Consider the following 16,442-nt stretch of genomic DNA (forward strand, 5'->3'; position numbering starts at 1 on the left):
GTGCCGGCAATGCGGCTGCCCGCATCCCGGCGCGCAACTCGCAACCGGGTGCGTTCATGCCGTGTTCGGTGATAAACGAGGGCCGACCGGCCAACGTGGGAGGAAGCGTGGGAGCAAGCGTGGAAATGCACGTGGAATCCGCTCGACCGAGCCTGGATCGCGGCAAGCCCGCTCTTGCCGTGCGCCTGCTCGGGCCGTTCGCGGTCGTGCGCGATGGCGTGCGGGCCGAATTGCCGGCATCGCGCAAGCTGCGCGCGCTGCTTGCCTATCTGGCGCTGGCGCCGCATCCGGTGGGACGCGCTCGGCTGTGCGAGCTCTTGTGGGATGTTCCGAACGACCCCAGGGGCGAGTTGCGTTGGTGCCTCAGCAAGCTTCGCACCGTCCTCGACGAGCCGGGGCACCGTCGGGTCGAGACACAGGACGACACGGTCGCATTGCGCCTCGACGGCTGTTTCGTCGACGCGCTGGAGGTTAGCGCCGCCGCCGCGCAAGGGATCGCCTCGCTCGACGCGGAGCGCCTGCGATCGCTGTCGGAGCTGTTCGCCGGCGACTTTCTCGACGGTCTGGAGCTCGACCGCAGTCCGTTTTTCGAGAGTTGGCTGATCGCGCAGCGCCGCCGCTTCCAGTCGTCTCACGCCGCCGTGCTGGAGCACCTCGTCGCGGCGCTTCCGCCCGGTTCGGAGGCGGCAGCAGCCGGTCTTGACCGGTGGGTGGAGCTGGCGCCGTTCGACGGCCGCGCGCATCTGGCGCTGCTCACGCATCTGGCCGGGCGCGGCGCCATCGGCGCGGCCGAGCAGCACCTGACGGCGACGGCGCAATTGTTCCAATCGGAAGGGTTGGACTTCGGACCGGTGCGCGCGGCCTGGCAGGCGCTGCGCGACAAGCCAGCGGAAGATCGGCCAGCGGAAGATCGGCCGTCGATAGATCGGCCGGCGGTAGATCGGCCGGCTGTAGATCGGCTTGCGGCGCAGCCCGCCGGCATCGCGGCATCGCCGCCGTCGCCCGCCCCAGTGGGCGTGGAGCCCAGCCACGCCTCGCTGGCGGTGATGCCGTTCGTCGAGACTGCCGGCCCTTGCGGCACGCGCGGCGGGATCGCCGACGGCCTGACCCATGACATCATCACGCGTCTGGCCAAGCTCAGGGATTTCTTCGTCATCGCGCGCGGCTCGGTCTTCGCGCTCGCCGAGAAAAACATCGCGCCGCAGGAAGCGGGGCGGCAGCTGAATGTGGACTATGTCGCCACCGGCACGGTGGGCACCGTGGCCGGCCGCGTCATCATCGCCGTCGAGCTCATCGAGGTTCGCACGGCCAGGATCGTCTGGGCCGAGAGCTTCGAGCGCCGGGCCGACGACCTCTTCGGCGTGCTCGACGATATCGGCAACGCGATCGTCTCGTCTATCTCGGCCGAGATCGAGACGGTCGAGCGCAACCGCGCCATGCTGAAGGCGCCCAACTCGCTCAACGCCTGGGAGGCCTATCACCGCGGCCTCTGGCACATGTATCGCTTCACCCAGCCGGAAAACGAGTTGGCGCAGCATTTCTTCAGCGTGGCGACGGCGCTCGACCCGACCTTCGCCCGCGCCCATGCCGGCCTGTCCTTCACCCATTGGCAAAGCGCTTTCCAGCGCTGGGGCGACCGCGACCACGAAAGCGCGCTAGCCTACGAGACAGCGGGGCACAGTCTCCTGGTTGACGAACAGAACCCTGCCGCGCACTGGGCGATGGGCCGGGCGCTGTGGCTGCGCGGCGAACAGGACGGGTCGCTCTTCGAATTGGAACGGGCAGTGGAGCTCAGCCCCAATTTCGCGCTCGGCCACTATGCGCTGTCCTTCGTCCACTCGCAGTCAGGCGATCCGCAGTCGGCGATCGGCTCCTCCGACCATTCGCGCCATCTCAGCCCTTTCGACCCGCTGCTGTTCGGCATGCTGGGCGCGCGCGCCATGTCGCATGTGCGGCTCGGCCAGTTCGAGGAAGCGGCAGAATGGGCGCTGAAGGCGGCGGCGCGGCCCAATGCCCACGCCATCATCCTGGCGATAGCAGCACACTGCCTGGCGCTGGCCGGGCGGCTCGACGAGGCACGCAATTTCGCCGCCGCCCTCCGCAAGGCGCTGCCGGACTACCGCGCCGACGATTTCATCGGCACGTTCCGTTTCGAGGCGGACGCGGAGGCATTGTTCCGGCAAGGCGCAAAGCGGATCGGATTGAACTGAACCCGCGCAATTCCCGCCGATTAACGATTTCGGAAGGGGTTGTTTAACCGTTCGTCGCTATGTCAGCGCCCGGGAGGGGCATGACAGAGAGTGTATGATGAGCGACAGCCCTGACAAGCGCAATGAATGGCGCGCCATTCTTTACGTACAAGCCCGCGTGGCGGTCCTGTTCGTCCCGGTCGTCGCCAGCCTGCTGATCATCGCCGCACTTGCCGGCAACGACCGCAAATCCGTTCCCGCCGTCGACCGGACGGTGACAGGCTCCGTGCGATAAACGGTTCGGCAGCCTTTCAGCCCTTTAAGAACCTCTGGCCTTCGGCAGATGGTCGGGCTGCCGGAAGGGGCCATGGCTGGACCGCAGCGAAGCGGCCGCCAGGGTTGAAGTGGTTTGTTTCGGGGACTGACCGGAAGGGGAGGTTCTTCTTGGATCTCTGAATCAGACCGAGCGGTTCGAAGGGAATTTGAAAGCCCTGATCGCAGTTTCGTGTGCGGCTACTCAAAACGTTCGTCCCAATCACGATACTGTTGCCGTTCATATCTCTGATATTCGGCTGCTTGTTGCTCCAGGCGGGCTTTTGCTTCGTTGATTTCATCAAGAGGTATGTCTTTATGCCTCCCATGAAGTTGATCGAGCAGGGCGGCACGAGATCTGACGAGCGCTGCACGTGACCCTGACCAACTTGTTGGCTCTATCCGATCTACAAAGATGTGAAATATCCTTAACCGGTCTTCTGCACAATCTATCAATGACAAGGCTAGCGGGGACCAACCCTTTGTATTTTCATCCCGATCATGATCAAAAACGACGCAATGATGTGCAATAAAAGGACCACGGGTAGCGAAATCCGCCGAGCACCAAAGAACTACGGCTTCAGGTGGCGCAGAATTTATCGGCCGCTGATGATAATCCCAAGCAGTCGCGCTGATAATGGCGCCAGCGGTTCGATATCCACCATCATTGTCTGGTTTGAATATCTCGTCTAGAAGTGCAGGCGCATGATGCTTGAACATAGGATTTAGAAGACCAGGTAGACGATAATATTCATGTCGACTGATCTTTCTTTGAAGTTTACGCACTATTTCCAAAGCGTCTGCTTCAGCATCGCCCCCTTCGAAGGCAAAGCTGCAAACCGTTTCGAAATAATGGTCGTCTCGTATGTCTTGATCTAAGTCGAGACTGCAAAGGAATCGCCTGCAAGTATTCCGAAGTTCCCGTCTGTAATCTTCGGACTTGTCGTCGGCAAGATGAATGACCATTGCGAGAACATGCGCTGCATATTTTTGACCATCTCTGGCTGCGGAAATCGCAAGAACTAGGCGACAAATTTGCTCTGCGGATAGTGTCTCCGTGACCATCCCTCCGCCCAAACTATCAAAGCGAAAGGTAGCGGTTAATGCCAAATCGGCGGATAAGATCAGTCGTTCGACGGCGTCTTCATTCAGCTCGACACTTGTCTGCAGTGTTGGAAAGTACGGACCCCAGAGTACGTCGCTCACGGCCACATCCATAAATTTGGAAATGGCCGAGGCGTGCGTTTTTCCGGCGCCATGTAGAAAGGGACGTATGAACCCAAAATTCAGATCACGAGAACCGGAGCGGCAAATCGCTTGTTTGATTTCCTCCAAGTAAGAAACGGGATCACTAATTGTCTCTCCCACACCCACACCAAAGCTCCAACCGTCCCCCTGAAAGTTAATGGTCAGGTCTGAGGCCAACTCTGAAAGTGCATCTCGGTCTGCCCCTGCCCGTTGTCCGAGTTGGCGCATAGTTTCCGACCAGGACCGATATTGCTCTGAGGGAGTCAAATCACTGCCCGGCGCTAGATCATCCACCAGAAATTGGCCCCCCGTCAGTACTTTCGCTCGTATTTCCGTCACAAGGTCGATTGGTGCTAACGCAGTCTCAAGCACAAGCAAGCGTTCGGACGCCTTTCCACTCGCCCCCTTACGGATGGTTGTTTTCACAGCACGCCAGCCCTCAGGCCATCCGTCAATCGAGAAGAAAACATTGGCCGCGACTTCAAGCTTTTCTGATAGACTGGTGCGCGACCAAAGCCCCAGAAATTTGTCGGCGAATGTCGATCTTACCTTTGCACCAACAATGGTCCTCGCAATTCCAAACTCCATAGCTATCTCAACGAAACCCGAGAACCACTTTTGCACATCGTCCTTGGTTCTCGGGTGCCAGCCATAGCTCCTAGTGCGAGCGCCGAAATCGAACGTCTGTGAGGGCATGAAGTTTGAGGTCTTGAGGGCTGCGCCGAGAAACGTAAGCCCAAATTCACGCTCACTGATCTCCTCTGACGAGAGATAGCGTCGGACCAGCGCTGCCCGCGCTTGATGAGGAGTTTCCGTTCCTGAAAACTGAACGTAAAACAGCGATTTAACCGCCTGGTTGGCAGAGTTCTGATTGTATCCTGGCCCCTCCGCTTTCGCGAATAGCATTAATGTGGCAACACACTTTTCGAAAAGATGGGGCTCATAGGCGGCTGACTTGAGCACTCGAACAAATTTTGAACGCGCAGCATTTCTAGTAGAAAGAAAATCGGGATTTTCTGTAGCTTGAGCAATTGCGGCTACTGCTGCGCTCGGATCGACCGCAGCGATGTTCCCGAACATCTCTTGGCCCAATTCGTTCAGTGTGTCAGGCTTTCCAAGCAAGCCATCTCGGCCTAGCCACTCGGATGCTATCGTTATGGCCACCTTTTCGTCGTGCAGATACCCCAGCCTCCTAGAGAACGATCGAGCTATTCTTTTGCTCGCCTTGTCGACAAAAGTTCTTTGGAGCGTTTGAATGGGGAAGTTCTGAAATGCCCTTTGCGCGAGGCGATTGGCAATCGCTGGTGGAAGCACGGCCCGCCATCGGCCTCGCTGCTGAACTAACCCGCGCCTTCTCAGCTCCTCAACATGAGCATACAGCCGGTTAAAGGACGTTCCAGCAAGGGCCGCCAGCATAGGTAGCTCTGCATCGTCTCCCCCCTCCAGCTCCCCTTCGAACGAATAGAGCATCGAACAGACCTCTGCGGCCCTGAGCAATTCGTTGTCTTCGGCCTTCGTTTGTTGGAAGAGGCGGATAAAAAGTTGCTCGTCTTCAGGCTTCGACAGTTGCCCCCCAATGGATGACGTTTCCGCGAGAGCAAAGGCGACACGAACATTCCCCCCTGAAAAATCCGAGATCGTTTCGACGTCTTGGCGTGTCAGGTTCGGATACCTGTTGCTGACCAACTGCCTTATCAACTCATCAGAGCACGGCTCTAGCCGATAGGAACTCGTACCCTCCGGAATATGTTCTCGAAGATCGTATTCAACAGTCACGAGCGAGAGCACGCTGTTTGGCTGCTGTACTTTCTCGGTAAGGCGTTGATGAAGATCGAAGCCGCAATTGTCGACGACTAGCAGGCCACGGTCCTCTCTAGCGTGCAGCGCTTCCACTAGGTGTATTGGAACTGGGCGCGGATCGTCGGAAAGGTCCGTATACAGGACCTCGTTCCGGTTGAGGGGCGGGCTTGACGTAATCAGCCTTTCGTCGAAAAGAGCTTGCACAAGGCGGGTCTTGCCTACACCGGATAATCCGGTGATACGAACGGACGCCCTTTCCTTGTTGAGATCGCACCGGATGCGATCGATTGCGGCGGCAACCGTGATGCCATCGCTTGCGTCCGGGACAAGCACCTTGGCCTTTTCATCGAGCATATATGTTGCGTTCACATCGGTCTCACGATGAGCCCAAGCGCCAAAGGATTGCCATCCCTGCGCGCTGCGCCCGCAGAGTTCACGCACCCACGCAACAAGTGAAGGATATTTTTCAATCCAGGTGGCAATTCGTCTGCGATCATAAAACTCGACTGTTACTTTACCTGCCAATCCAGCTTCCGACAGACATTTATTCATTGTCGCCAATCTGCGCTTGGTGCGCTATCCGCGACTGACGATTTCGAGGAAACTATTACGTAGGCCCCTTTCCTTACCGCGAGTTCCGAAATAGATGGCCGAATTGCCCCCCTTGGCATCATTTCCTCGACGATATCGGCGCTCGCAAAATTTTCAGTCTTGACCTGAAAACCTGTCTGAGACGCGGGTATGTTTCCGGAGATTTTCTCTAGAGCTCCAAGGGCAACTCGTACGTCGATACCACCGTCTTCGGCACGCTGGTCGCCGCCCCATGTCACGGCATTGGTTGAGAATCCCGCTGACCTCACGTCCGCTTGTGCAAGGCGAGCAACGAGCTCGCGAAGGTCGGAGTCTGAAAGATTTTGGACATCGTCTGCGCTTACGTTGAGATAACTGCTCATGCCGACACTTTACCTATGAAAGTAAGCACAACATACCCGTAGCAGATATCGGATTATACCTGGGTGGTGGACAACCAGGCGGCCCGACGAATCGGCGGTACGAAAAAAGCCCGGACGAGCCGGGCTTTTCCTTAGAGTCTCTGAACCGTCGAACGGTTCGAAACGGGAATTTGGTGCCCAGAAGAGGACTCGAACCTCCACTCCTTGCGGAACACGGACCTGAACCGTGCGCGTCTACCAATTCCGCCATCTGGGCTGGTGCGGGCTCAATAAGCGGGCAAGCGGTGTGTGTCAACGCGGTTTTTTTTCGAGGGCTGCCGCGCGCCGGCTCAGTTTCGGGCGTTGGCGCCGCCCCTCACCTGCCTGCCGGCATCCTCTCCCCGTATAGTGACGGGGAGAGGGGCGCTTTCATCAACGGTTTCGCCAATCACCAGCGTTGCGGCCAGCCCTTTCTCCCCGTCACTATACGGGGAGAAATGTCCGGCAGGACAATGAGGGACGGCGCCGACTTTGACAATTTGGTGACCGGGACGCTTGCCGGTCAGCCCTCCAGCACTTCCTTTGACGCCACGGTGGAATCGGCATTGAGCGTGTAGATGACCGGCACGCCGGTGCCGAGCTCCAGCTTGACGATCTCCTCGCCCGACTTGCCGTCCAGCGCCATAATCAGCGCGCGCAGCGAATTTCCGTGGGCGGCGACCAGGACCGTGCCGCCGCGCAGCACATGCGGCTGGAGGTCGTGCAGGTAATAAGGCCAGACGCGGGCGCCGGTGTCCTTCAGGCTTTCGCCACCGGGGGGCGGCACGTCGTAGGAGCGGCGCCAGACATGCACCTGCTCCTCGCCCCATTTCTTGCGCGCGTCGTCCTTGTTGAGGCCGGAGAGGTCGCCATAGTCGCGCTCGTTCAGCGCCTGGTCGCGGACGGTTTCCAGGTCGCTCTGGCCGACGGCGTCAAGAATGTGCTGGCAGGTTTTTTGCGCCCGGACCAGCGCCGAGGTGAAGGCGATGTCAAACTTCAGGCCGCGTGACTTGAGCTTCCGGCCGGCTGCCTTGGCCTCGGCGTGGCCCTGTTCGGTCAGGTCGACGTCGCGCCAGCCGGTGAACAGGTTCTTCAAATTCCATTCGCTCTGGCCATGGCGCACGAGCACGAGGGTTCTCGACATTTTTGCTCCTATGGGATCTGAGCAATTCCAGCAGAAGTGGGAAGCGGTTTTCTGTCCGGAATTGCATGTGGATGAAGATGGTCCGGGGTCGTTTCAGGCAAGCCCGAGCACGTCCCGCATCGAGTAAAGGCCGGGCTTCCTGCCATGCGCCCACAGGGCTGCCTTGACGGCGCCGCGGGCGAAGATGGTGCGGTCCTCGGCATGGTGGGCGAGCGTGATACGTTCGCCGGTGCCGGCCAGGATCACGCTGTGGTCGCCGACCACCGAGCCGCCGCGCAGGGTTGCGAAGCCTATCGAGCCCGGCTTGCGCACGCCGGTGTGGCCGTCGCGGACGCGCACATCGTTGCCGGCAAGCGGCACGCCACGCCCCGCGGCGGCGGCTTCGCCCAGCAGCAGAGCGGTGCCGGACGGCGCGTCGACCTTGTGCCTGTGATGCATTTCGAGGATCTCGATGTCGAAATCCCCGGCGTCGAGGGCGCGCGCGGCCTGTTCGACCAGCACCGCCAGGAGATTGACGCCGAGGCTCATATTGCCCGACTTGACGATCGTCGCATGGCGCGCCGCGGCGGCGATCCTGGCATTGTCGTCGACCGAGCAGCCGGTCGTGCCGATGACATGGACGATGCGCGCCTGCGCCGCATAGCCGGCGAATTCGACGGTCGCAGCCGGGGCGGTGAAATCGAGCACGCCGTCCGCCCCGGCGAAGGCCGGCAGCGGATCGTCCGATATCGGCACATTGATGATGCCGATGCCGGCAAGCTCGCCCGCATCCTTGCCGAGATAGGGCGATCCTTGCCGCTCGATCGCGCCGGCGACGCGTGCGCCCGGCATTGTGTGGATGGCGCGGATCAGCGTCTGGCCCATGCGGCCGGCGGCGCCCACCACCACCAGGCCCATATCGCCCGCGGGTCTGTCGGCTGTCGGCGTTTCACTCATCTCGCGCTCCCGGCGATGCCCTGCGTCTCGATAGGTTGCGTCGGCCCTGGCGCCGGAGTTTGGATCGGCGCGCCGTCATCGACAAGCCCCAGGCCCTTCCTGCCCTGCACCCGGTGGAAGCGGGAATAGACGCTGTGCGGGTCGGCCATCAGCGAGGCATGGGTGCCCTGTTCGACCAGATGACCCTGTTCCAGCACGATGATGTGGTCGGCATTGACCACCGTCGACAGCCGGTGGGCGATCACGATGGTGGTGCGCCCCTCCATGACGTGGGTCAGCGCTTCCTGGACCTTGGCTTCCGCCTCATTGTCGAGCGCCGAGGTCGCCTCGTCGAGCAGCAGGATCGGCGCCTGGCGGACGATGGCGCGGGCGATCGACACACGCTGGCGCTGGCCACCCGACAGCGACGCGCCGTTTTCGCCGACGGGCGTGTCGTAGCCGAGCGGCTGCTGGCGGATGAAGCCGTCGGCCTGGGCCAGTCGCGCGGCCTGCTCGATCTCGGCGTCGGTGGCGGAGAGCCGGCCATAGCGGATGTTGTCGCGGATGGTGCCTTCGAACAGATAGGGCTGCTGCGAAACATAGGCGATGGAGCTGCGCAGCGACTGCTTGGTGATTTTCGAAATGTCCTGGCCGTCGATCTCGATCGTACCCGCCTCGACGTCGTAGAAACGCTGGAGCAGGGCCACCAGCGTCGTCTTGCCGGCGCCGGAGGCGCCGACGATGGCGGTCATCTTGCCGGCGGCGGCGACGAAGCTGAGGTCCTGCAGGACCGGTGCCTCCTCGACATAGCGGAAGCTCACATTGTTGAAGCGCACTTCGCCCGTGGTGAAATTCGCCTCGGCGGCTCCCGGCGCGTCGCCCTGCTGCGGCTCGAGATCGAGGATTTCGTAGATCATGCGCGCATTGACCAACGCGCGCTCCATGCCGACCTGCATGCGCGCCAGCCGCCTTGCCGGGTCGTAGGCCAGCATCAGCGCGGTGATAAAGGAGAAGACGGCGCCCGGCGGCTGCCCGAGGACGAGCGCACGATAGCCGGAGTAGGCGATGACGCCGGTGACGGCGAGACCGGCCAGCATGTCGGAAATCGGCGACAGCCGTTCCGAAACCCGGGCGATCTTGTTGCCGCGGTGCTCGGCGCTGTTGGCGAGCTGGCTGATGCGCCGCGACAGCTCGTCCTCCATGGTGAAGGCCTTGACGATGGCGATGCCTTGCGTGGCTTCCTGCATGGCGCCGATCAGCCGCGAGTTGATCTGCACCGATTCGCGGGTGATGCGGCGCACCCGGCGCATCAGATAGACAACGGTGTAGATGAGCGGCGGCCCGATCACCAGCGAGCTGAGCGACAGGACCGGATCCTGGTAGATCATGACGCCGAGCAGCCCGAACAGCGTCACCCCGTCGCGCGCGATCGACGTCAGCGTCATCGACAGCAGGTCGCGAATGCCGTTGACGTTCTCGTTGACCTGCGCCGCCAGCCGGCCCGATCTCGTGTCGTTGAAGAAACCGACGCCGAGCTTCATCAGGTGATCGAAGATGCGGCGCTGGTAGCGCGCAACCAGATTGTTGCCGACGGTCGCCAGCGTCACCGCCTGGCCGTAGCCGGCGAAACCGCGCACGAGAAAGGCGCCCATGACGCCGGCGCAAATCCACACGATCAGATCGCCGCGCCGCTCGTAGAAGATCTGGTTGACGACAGGGCTCATGATCCAGGCGGTGAAAGCGGTCGTGGCGGATACCGCCAGCAGGCAGGCGCCGGCAAAGATGTAGGACCAAAGGTAGTCGCGGCCGTTCTCGGCGATGATACGGCGCAGCACCGCCCAGACCTCGCCGGGAGTGGCTTTCTGCTTATGTGGAGCTTGGAGTGTCAAATCGGGAGCGCTTCGTGGTTTCCGCTTGGCAAGACCGGGCTGCACACAGCATCCCTTCTGGCGCCCCTCTTAGCGCCAAGCGGCCGGCTTGCCTATGCCCGCGGCTGATTAACTTCGTCGCGGGGACCGGACGGACGCCTGGTCCGTCATGCGACCCCCCCTAGGCCTGCCAGCGGCGGCCCGCGGTCTGCACGCCGAACAGCGAAGGGTTCCTGGCATAGGCGGCGAGGCCCAGAAGTGCCGCCAGCGGATGGGTGATGACATAGACGGGCATGGTGCGCATCAGTTCGCTGTGCGGGGCCTTGTCCTCGAAGGCGGCGCGGAAATTGCCCTGTTTCAGCGCCGGCACGATCTTCTGCGCGATGCCGCCGGTGAGAAAGACGCCGCCACGGCTCATGAACACCAAGGCGAGATCGCCGGCGGTGCGCCCAAGACAGGTGACGAAGATCTCCAGCGCTTCCTGCGCGACCGGATCGGTCCTGGCAAGTGCCGCTGCGGTTATTTCGGCCGGCGTGGTGAAGGGCGACGGTTTGCCGTCCGCCTTGGCCACCGCCCGGTAGACGTTGACCAGGCCGCGTCCGCACAGGATCTGCTCGCCCGAAATGCGGCCCTCGATCTTCTCGATATGCGGGAAGACCTCGAAATCCCTGCTAGAACGCGGGCCGATGTCCATGTGGCCGCCCTCGCCGGGCACCGGGATCCAGTGGCGCAGCGCGTGCACCAGCCCGGCGACGCCGAGCCCGGTTCCGGGACCGAGCACCACGCGGCCTGCATTGGGCTCCGGCGTGCCGCCGCCGATCTTTTCCATGTGCTCTTCGCCGAGCGCCACGACGGCCAGCGCCTGCGCCTCGAAATCGTTGAGCACGACGATGTCGCTGAGGCCGAGGCTGGCGAACATCTGCCGGGGCTTGACGATCCACGGGCAATTGGTGAGCTCGATCTCGTCGCCGTCGACCGGGCCGGCCACCGCCAGCACCGCCGAATTGGGGCGGACCGAGGAGCGGTCGAGCACCGCCGCTTGGATCGCCTCGTCGATTGTGTTGTAGCTGGCGGTCTGGACGATCGCCGGCTCGCCGGCTTCCGAATTGGCGTCGAGCACGACCGAGAAGCGCGCATTGGTGCCGCCGATGTCGCCGATCAGGATCGGGAACCGCAGCGCCGTGTCGTCGTCGCCTGTGTTTGGCATGCTTTCTCGTCCGTCCCCGGCGCCCGACGGCCCATTGCCGTTCTCCCGTTGACTAGCGCATGAGTTTGAAAAGGGAAACGGTTTTCGAAACCGATGGTGCGCACGACCGATTTATGAAGTCGAACGGCCGCGACTAGGCTGCCGCCTTGTGCTCCTCGCGGGCAGCGGACCAGACCTCGCGGGCCGCATCGGCGTTCATGGCGGCAATTCCCAGGCCGACAATCAGGTCGGGCCACGCAGAATGCCAGATCACGGCGGTGAGAAGGCCCGCGGCGATTATGGCGACGTTGGCAAAGGCGTCGTTTCGCGCGGAGAGGAACGCGGCCTTTGTCAGGCTGCCGCCGTGATGGCGGAAGCGCGCCAGCATGAACGCGCAAGACAGGTTCACGGCCAAAGCCCCGGCGCCCGCAAGCGACAGCGGCAGCGGCGACGGCGCGACCGGCAGGTTGAACTTCACCCAAGCCGTCCAGAGCGTTGCCAAGGCAGGCACCAGAAGAATCGCCGCCAGAGCCATGCCGACCCTTGCGCGGCTGCGTGCGCCCCAGCCCAGGGCAACGAGAATAAGCAAATTGAGCGAGGCATCTTCCAGGAAATCGACACTGTCCGCGAACAGCGACACGGAGCCGATCGCGGATGCCACGGCGAACTCGACGATGAAGTAGCCCAGGTTCAGAAGGGCCACCCACCGGACGACGCGGCGAAGGCCTATATCCTGCGTTTGCAATGCCGGCCCTCCTGCTCGCGGGGTAACGAATGAACGGCGGCGAAGCGCCGGGGCGTCAACTGACGCGGTCAGTTTCCCGGCCGTGGCCGCGGCACCGGTACGCCGATCTCGGGCGTCGCGGTGAAGGCGTTCACCATGCCTGGCAGGCCGGCCGTGCCGCTGGCCGCGGTGGCGGGCAGCGACGGCGCTTCGGGTTCGGGCGCGGCGACCGCGACCGGTACGGCGCCGCCGTGATAGGTGGCGGCCTCGACCGAAGCCGGCCCGGGCGCGTCGAGCACGGCGCGGCATTCTCTCGGCAGGTTCGCCATGGTCATCAGGTCGCGCGCCTTGGGCGCATCCGGGTTCTTGTTGGGCCGCCACGGTTCCTGCGTGAACCACCAGGCCAGCGGCTTGCCGCAGCCGTCGTCGGCCGGGGTCGCTTCCTGCGCCTTGCAGTTGGGCGAGCCCGGCTGGCAGCCGATGCGCATGTGGAAATGATAGTCGTGGCCCCAGAACGGCCTGATCTTGCGCAGCCAGGAGCGGTCGCCCCTGACGGTGTCGCAGAGCTTCTTCTTGATGCCGGGATTGACCAGGATGCGCTCGACCTCGGGATAGCTCGCCGCGCGCTTCAAAAGCCGCGTATGCGCTGGCGTCCACAGCGCGTCCTTCACCAGATGCGTCCTTTCGTCGACCATCAAGGTGGCGCTCATCGTCTCGCGCCGCGCCATCGACAGCGGACGGCTGGGCATCGGCGTCAGCCAGATGTCGGCATCGAGCCCGATCTGGTGCGAGGCATGGCCGGTCAGCATCGGGCCGCCGCGCGGCTGCGAAATGTCGCCGATCAAAAGGCCCGGCCAGCCGTCGGCGACGGCATCGCGCGACAGTTTCTCGACCAGCGCGATCATCGCCGGATGGCCCCAGCGGCGATTGCGCGACGGCCGCATCACCTGCCAGGTCGGGCCGTCCATGGGGATGGCGACGCCGCCGGCAAAGCAGCCCTTGGAGTAGAAGCCGAAGGATTGCGGGGCGGTCGCAGCCGGCAGTTTCATCGCGCCGAACAGGTCCTTTGCCCGTTCCTCGGCCATTGCCGGCCGCACGGCGAGACTTGTGAGGGCGAGCAGGCCAAAAGCCGCCGCCAGCTGTGAACGCTTGCCGAGCCGCATCGCTGTCTCCATGAACCCCCCCGCCGCAAACCCAAGCCCGAATCATAGCACGCAATGGACGTTGCTTCGATCGCCGGAGCGGTTCCGTTTTTCACAAACCGGTCAACCGCCCTGTTTTCTTTTCCGAGGCATTCCGACCGAACCGTGTCACGTGCTTCCCGGCATGCGTCAGCGCTTCATCGGGCTGCGCGGCGCGCCGTCGCGCCAGTCGCCGCTTGCCCACATATGGTCGAAGGCGGCGCGGTAGCCCGGGAAGCGGAACCGGTAGCCCGCCGCCTTGAGCGCCGCGTTGGCGACGCGCTTGTTCTCGCCATAGAAGGACCGCGCCATGGGCGAAAGTTGGGCGGCCTCGAAGGGAATTTCGGGCGGCGGCGTGATGCCCATCAGCGCGGCGGCGTAGCCCACGACGTCCTGCGGCGGCGCGGGCTCATCGTCGGTGACGTTGAAGATGCCGCCTGTATTATCCCCGATGAGATGCCACAGCGCGCCGGCTATGTCGTCGCAATGGATGCGGTTGAACACCTGGCCGGGCTTGACCAGCCGCCGCGCGGTGGCGTTTTCCAGATTGACCAAGGCGTTGCGGCCGGGACCGTAGATGCCGGAGAGCCGCAGCACCGCCACCGGCCGGCCGATCTCGCGGCCAAGCCGCAGCCAGTCCTGCTCGGCCGCCACGCGCATCGCCGAGCGTTTCGACACCGGCCGGCATTGCGCCGTCTCGTCGACCCAGGCGCCGCCATGGTCGCCATACACGCCGACGGTGGAGAGATAGCCGATCCATTCGAGCGCAGGCATCCGCACGATCGCCTCGCGGGCGGCATTCAGCACGGGATCGCCGGCCTCCTCGGGCGCGATCGAGATCACCAGATGGGTTGTTGTCGCCAGCGCGGCGCCGATTTCGCCGGTCAGCGCGCCATCGAACAGCAGCGGCGCGATGCCGGCCTGGCGGAGCGCCTCGAATTTCTCCGCGGAGCGCGTCGTGCCGCCGACCGTCCTGGCAGGCTCCCGGTTGGCGCGCGCAAAAGCCTTGCCCGAATAGCCGGCGCCGAAGATGAATATCCGCTTTTCGCTCATGCAGGCGCCCTGGCTGGAACCGGCCGCGCCCATTCCTCGCGCACGGCCGCGTCGCTCTCGGTTTTCAGGCCGGTCGCGGCGCGTTCGCAATATTCGGCTTCGGGCACCAGCCGCGCCAGCGCCCATATTGCCGCGCCCCGCACCAGCGGCGAGGCGTCTGCCAGCAAGGCGCGCACGGCGCCGGCAAGCCCGGCATCGCGGGAATTGCCGGCGGCGATCAGCACGTTGCGGACAAAGCGGTCGCGGCCGATGCGCTTGACCGGCGAACCGGAAAAGAAGGCGCGAAACGCCGTGTCGTCCAGCCGCAGGAGATCGGCCAGCGCCGGCTCGCGTAGATCGTCGCGCGCGGCGAGCTTGGCCTCGGACGCCACCTTGGCGAACTTGTTCCATGGGCAGGCGGCGAGACAGTCGTCGCAGCCATAGATGCGGTTGCCGATCGCCTCGCGGAATTCATGCGGGATCGGCTCCTTGTTCTCGATGGTGAGATAGGAGATGCAGCGCCGCGCATCGAGCCGGTAGGGCGCCGGGAAGGCGCCGGTCGGGCAGGCGTCGAGGCAGGCGCGGCAGGAGCCGCAATGGTCCTCCTCCGGCATGTCGGGAACCAGTTCGGCCGTTGTGAAAATCGTGCCGAGGAACAGCCAGGACCCGTGCTGCCGGCTGACCAGGTTGGTGTGCTTGCCTTGCCAGCCGAGCCCGGCGGCCTCGGCCAGCGGCTTTTCCATGACGGGGGCCGTATCGACGAAGACTTTGACGTCACCTCCCGCCCGCGCGACGATCTTGCCGGCGATTTCCTTCAGCCGGCCCTTCATCACGTCATGATAGTCGCGGTTTTGCGCGTAGACCGAGATCGCGCCCCGGTCGCGCCTGGCCAACAGGTCGCGCGGATCGTGGTCCGGCCCGTAATTCATCGCCAGCACGACGATCGAACGCACCTGCGGCCACAGGCTTGACGGCTCGCTGCGGCGTTGCAGCGTCTCGGCGATCCAGCCCATGGAGCCGTGGAACCCCTCCGCGACGAAGGCAGCGAGCCGGGCCGGCGCCAGCGGGATCGCATCGGGGGTGGTGACGGCGACCGCCTCGAAACCGGCGCGCCGCGCCTGCGCGTCGATCAGCGCGCGCAGTTTTGCGGCGTCAGAAGTCGAGGTCCGCATAATGCGACACCGGCGACAGGCCGCGCACCCGGTCGGTCAACAGCGGCCGGAACGAAGGCCGCGACTTGACCCGCGTGTACCATTCGCGCGCGGCGGTGTGCTCGCGCCAGTCGATCTCGCCGAGATAGTCGAGCACCGAAAGGGTGGCGGCGGCGGCGAGATCGGCATAGGTGACCCTCGAGCCGGCCAGCCAGTGGCGGGTGCCGGCGAGCCAGTTGGTGTATTTCATGTGCTGGCGGATGTTGGCCCGCGCCGCGCGGATGGCGGCCGAATCGGGCGAGCCGCCGCCGGCGGTTTCCGGCATGACCGGCTTCAGCACGCGCTCGCGCACCAGATGCCGGGTGACCTCGCTCTCGGCCTTGTGGAGATACCAGTCGGTGAGCCGGCGGATCTCGGCGCGCTGCATCGGGTCCTCGGCGAACAGGCGCTTGTCGCGCTTCAGGACGCCGCGCGTCTCGTCGAGATATTCCGAGATGACCGTGGCGCCGACGATCGGCACGTCGCCCTCGGCCAAAAGGATCGGCAGCGTGCCGGCCGGGTTCAGCGCCAAGAACTCCTTGCGCCGCGTCCACGGCTTCTCCTCGATCAGCGCCAGCTCCTCGCCATACTCGCCGAAAGCGAGGCGCACGAACCGGCAGGAGGCGAACATGGGATGATGGAAAAGCGTCAGCATGGTTCCGCGATGATAAAGCGCACTGGT

At 63.6% G+C, this 16,442-nt stretch carries 12 protein-coding genes and 1 tRNA gene; 2 read left to right on the forward strand and 11 right to left on the reverse strand.

The genetic code is table 11. The features are described 5' to 3' along the window. Positions 1 to 125: 125 nt before the first annotated feature. Together FJ428_RS09920 and FJ428_RS09925 are read left to right on the forward strand one after the other, a co-directional pair. Positions 126 to 2,210: a transcriptional regulator gene (locus FJ428_RS09920; RefSeq protein WP_140514440.1), complete on the forward strand. Its 2,085-nt coding sequence runs from the start codon at positions 126 to 128 to the stop codon at positions 2,208 to 2,210. 97 nt (positions 2,211 to 2,307) lie between these two features. Further along, the gene (locus tag FJ428_RS09925; RefSeq protein ID WP_181165187.1) at positions 2,308 to 2,484 is read left to right on the forward strand and encodes a hypothetical protein; all 177 of its coding nucleotides are present in this window, start codon (positions 2,308 to 2,310) and stop codon (positions 2,482 to 2,484) included. Positions 2,485 to 2,702: 218 nt separating this feature from the next. Here FJ428_RS09925 and FJ428_RS09930 read toward each other — a convergent pair whose 3' ends face one another. From FJ428_RS09930 to FJ428_RS09985, 11 genes are all read right to left on the reverse strand, one after another. Further along, a complete protein-coding gene (locus tag FJ428_RS09930) occupies positions 2,703 to 6,074 on the reverse strand; it encodes a hypothetical protein (protein ID WP_140879362.1) in 3,372 nt (1,123 codons plus the stop codon). A gap of 599 nt (positions 6,075 to 6,673) precedes the next feature. Continuing rightward, positions 6,674 to 6,758, reverse strand: a tRNA-Leu gene (locus FJ428_RS09935). A gap of 285 nt (positions 6,759 to 7,043) precedes the next feature. Continuing rightward, complete coding sequence (locus FJ428_RS09945; RefSeq protein ID WP_140879363.1) at positions 7,044 to 7,664, reverse strand: 2,3-bisphosphoglycerate-dependent phosphoglycerate mutase; 621 nt, start codon at positions 7,662 to 7,664, stop codon at positions 7,044 to 7,046. Between the two features lie 93 nt (positions 7,665 to 7,757). Further along, complete coding sequence (gene dapB, locus FJ428_RS09950) at positions 7,758 to 8,600, reverse strand: 4-hydroxy-tetrahydrodipicolinate reductase (RefSeq protein WP_140554689.1); 843 nt, start codon at positions 8,598 to 8,600, stop codon at positions 7,758 to 7,760. After that, positions 8,597 to 10,468 carry an ABC transporter ATP-binding protein gene (locus FJ428_RS09955; protein WP_140563776.1) on the reverse strand — a complete coding sequence of 624 codons (1,872 nt, stop codon included), beginning with the start codon at positions 10,466 to 10,468 and terminating at the stop codon, positions 8,597 to 8,599. The genes dapB and FJ428_RS09955 overlap by 4 nt, the downstream gene beginning before the upstream one ends. A 160-nt stretch (positions 10,469 to 10,628) precedes the next feature. After that, on the reverse strand, positions 10,629 to 11,654 hold the full coding sequence (locus FJ428_RS09960) for a glucokinase (protein ID WP_140625274.1): 1,026 nt from the start codon (positions 11,652 to 11,654) through the stop codon (positions 10,629 to 10,631). A 133-nt stretch (positions 11,655 to 11,787) separates the two neighbouring features. Continuing rightward, positions 11,788 to 12,378, reverse strand: a complete 591-nt coding sequence (locus tag FJ428_RS09965; protein WP_140524360.1) for a cation transporter — start codon at positions 12,376 to 12,378, stop codon at positions 11,788 to 11,790. A 68-nt stretch (positions 12,379 to 12,446) separates the two neighbouring features. Beyond that, entirely contained in the window at positions 12,447 to 13,532 is a 1,086-nt protein-coding gene (gene mepA, locus FJ428_RS09970; RefSeq protein WP_140879364.1) for a penicillin-insensitive murein endopeptidase, read from the reverse strand. A 156-nt stretch (positions 13,533 to 13,688) separates the two neighbouring features. Beyond that, positions 13,689 to 14,591 carry an SDR family oxidoreductase gene (locus tag FJ428_RS09975; RefSeq protein WP_140879365.1) on the reverse strand — a complete coding sequence of 301 codons (903 nt, stop codon included), beginning with the start codon at positions 14,589 to 14,591 and terminating at the stop codon, positions 13,689 to 13,691. Beyond that, a complete protein-coding gene (queG, locus tag FJ428_RS09980; protein ID WP_140879366.1) occupies positions 14,588 to 15,742 on the reverse strand; it encodes a tRNA epoxyqueuosine(34) reductase QueG in 1,155 nt (384 codons plus the stop codon). The genes FJ428_RS09975 and queG overlap by 4 nt, the downstream gene beginning before the upstream one ends. Continuing rightward, positions 15,723 to 16,415, reverse strand: coding sequence for a glutathione S-transferase family protein (locus FJ428_RS09985; RefSeq protein WP_140491712.1), 693 nt, complete (start codon positions 16,413 to 16,415; stop codon positions 15,723 to 15,725). The genes queG and FJ428_RS09985 overlap by 20 nt, the downstream gene beginning before the upstream one ends. Positions 16,416 to 16,442 lie beyond the last annotated feature (27 nt).

The organism is Mesorhizobium sp. B2-8-1, from assembly GCF_006440955.1.
GTDB lineage: Bacteria > Pseudomonadota > Alphaproteobacteria > Rhizobiales > Rhizobiaceae > Mesorhizobium.

Bases quoted from the DNA above. Each gene is read 5' to 3' on its own strand.
- FJ428_RS09920 (WP_140514440.1), top strand. From the start codon at position 126: ATGCACGTGGAATCCGCTCGACCGAGCCTGGATCGCGGCAAGCCCGCT.
- FJ428_RS09925 (WP_181165187.1), top strand. From the start codon at position 2,308: ATGAGCGACAGCCCTGACAAGCGCAATGAATGGCGCGCCATTCTTTAC.
- FJ428_RS09945 (WP_140879363.1), bottom strand. From the start codon at position 7,664: ATGTCGAGAACCCTCGTGCTCGTGCGCCATGGCCAGAGCGAATGGAAT.
- dapB (WP_140554689.1), bottom strand. From the start codon at position 8,600: ATGAGTGAAACGCCGACAGCCGACAGACCCGCGGGCGATATGGGCCTG.
- FJ428_RS09960 (WP_140625274.1), bottom strand. From the start codon at position 11,654: ATGCCAAACACAGGCGACGACGACACGGCGCTGCGGTTCCCGATCCTG.
- mepA (WP_140879364.1), bottom strand. From the start codon at position 13,532: ATGGAGACAGCGATGCGGCTCGGCAAGCGTTCACAGCTGGCGGCGGCT.
- FJ428_RS09975 (WP_140879365.1), bottom strand. From the start codon at position 14,591: ATGAGCGAAAAGCGGATATTCATCTTCGGCGCCGGCTATTCGGGCAAG.
- queG (WP_140879366.1), bottom strand. From the start codon at position 15,742: ATGCGGACCTCGACTTCTGACGCCGCAAAACTGCGCGCGCTGATCGAC.
- FJ428_RS09985 (WP_140491712.1), bottom strand. From the start codon at position 16,415: ATGCTGACGCTTTTCCATCATCCCATGTTCGCCTCCTGCCGGTTCGTG.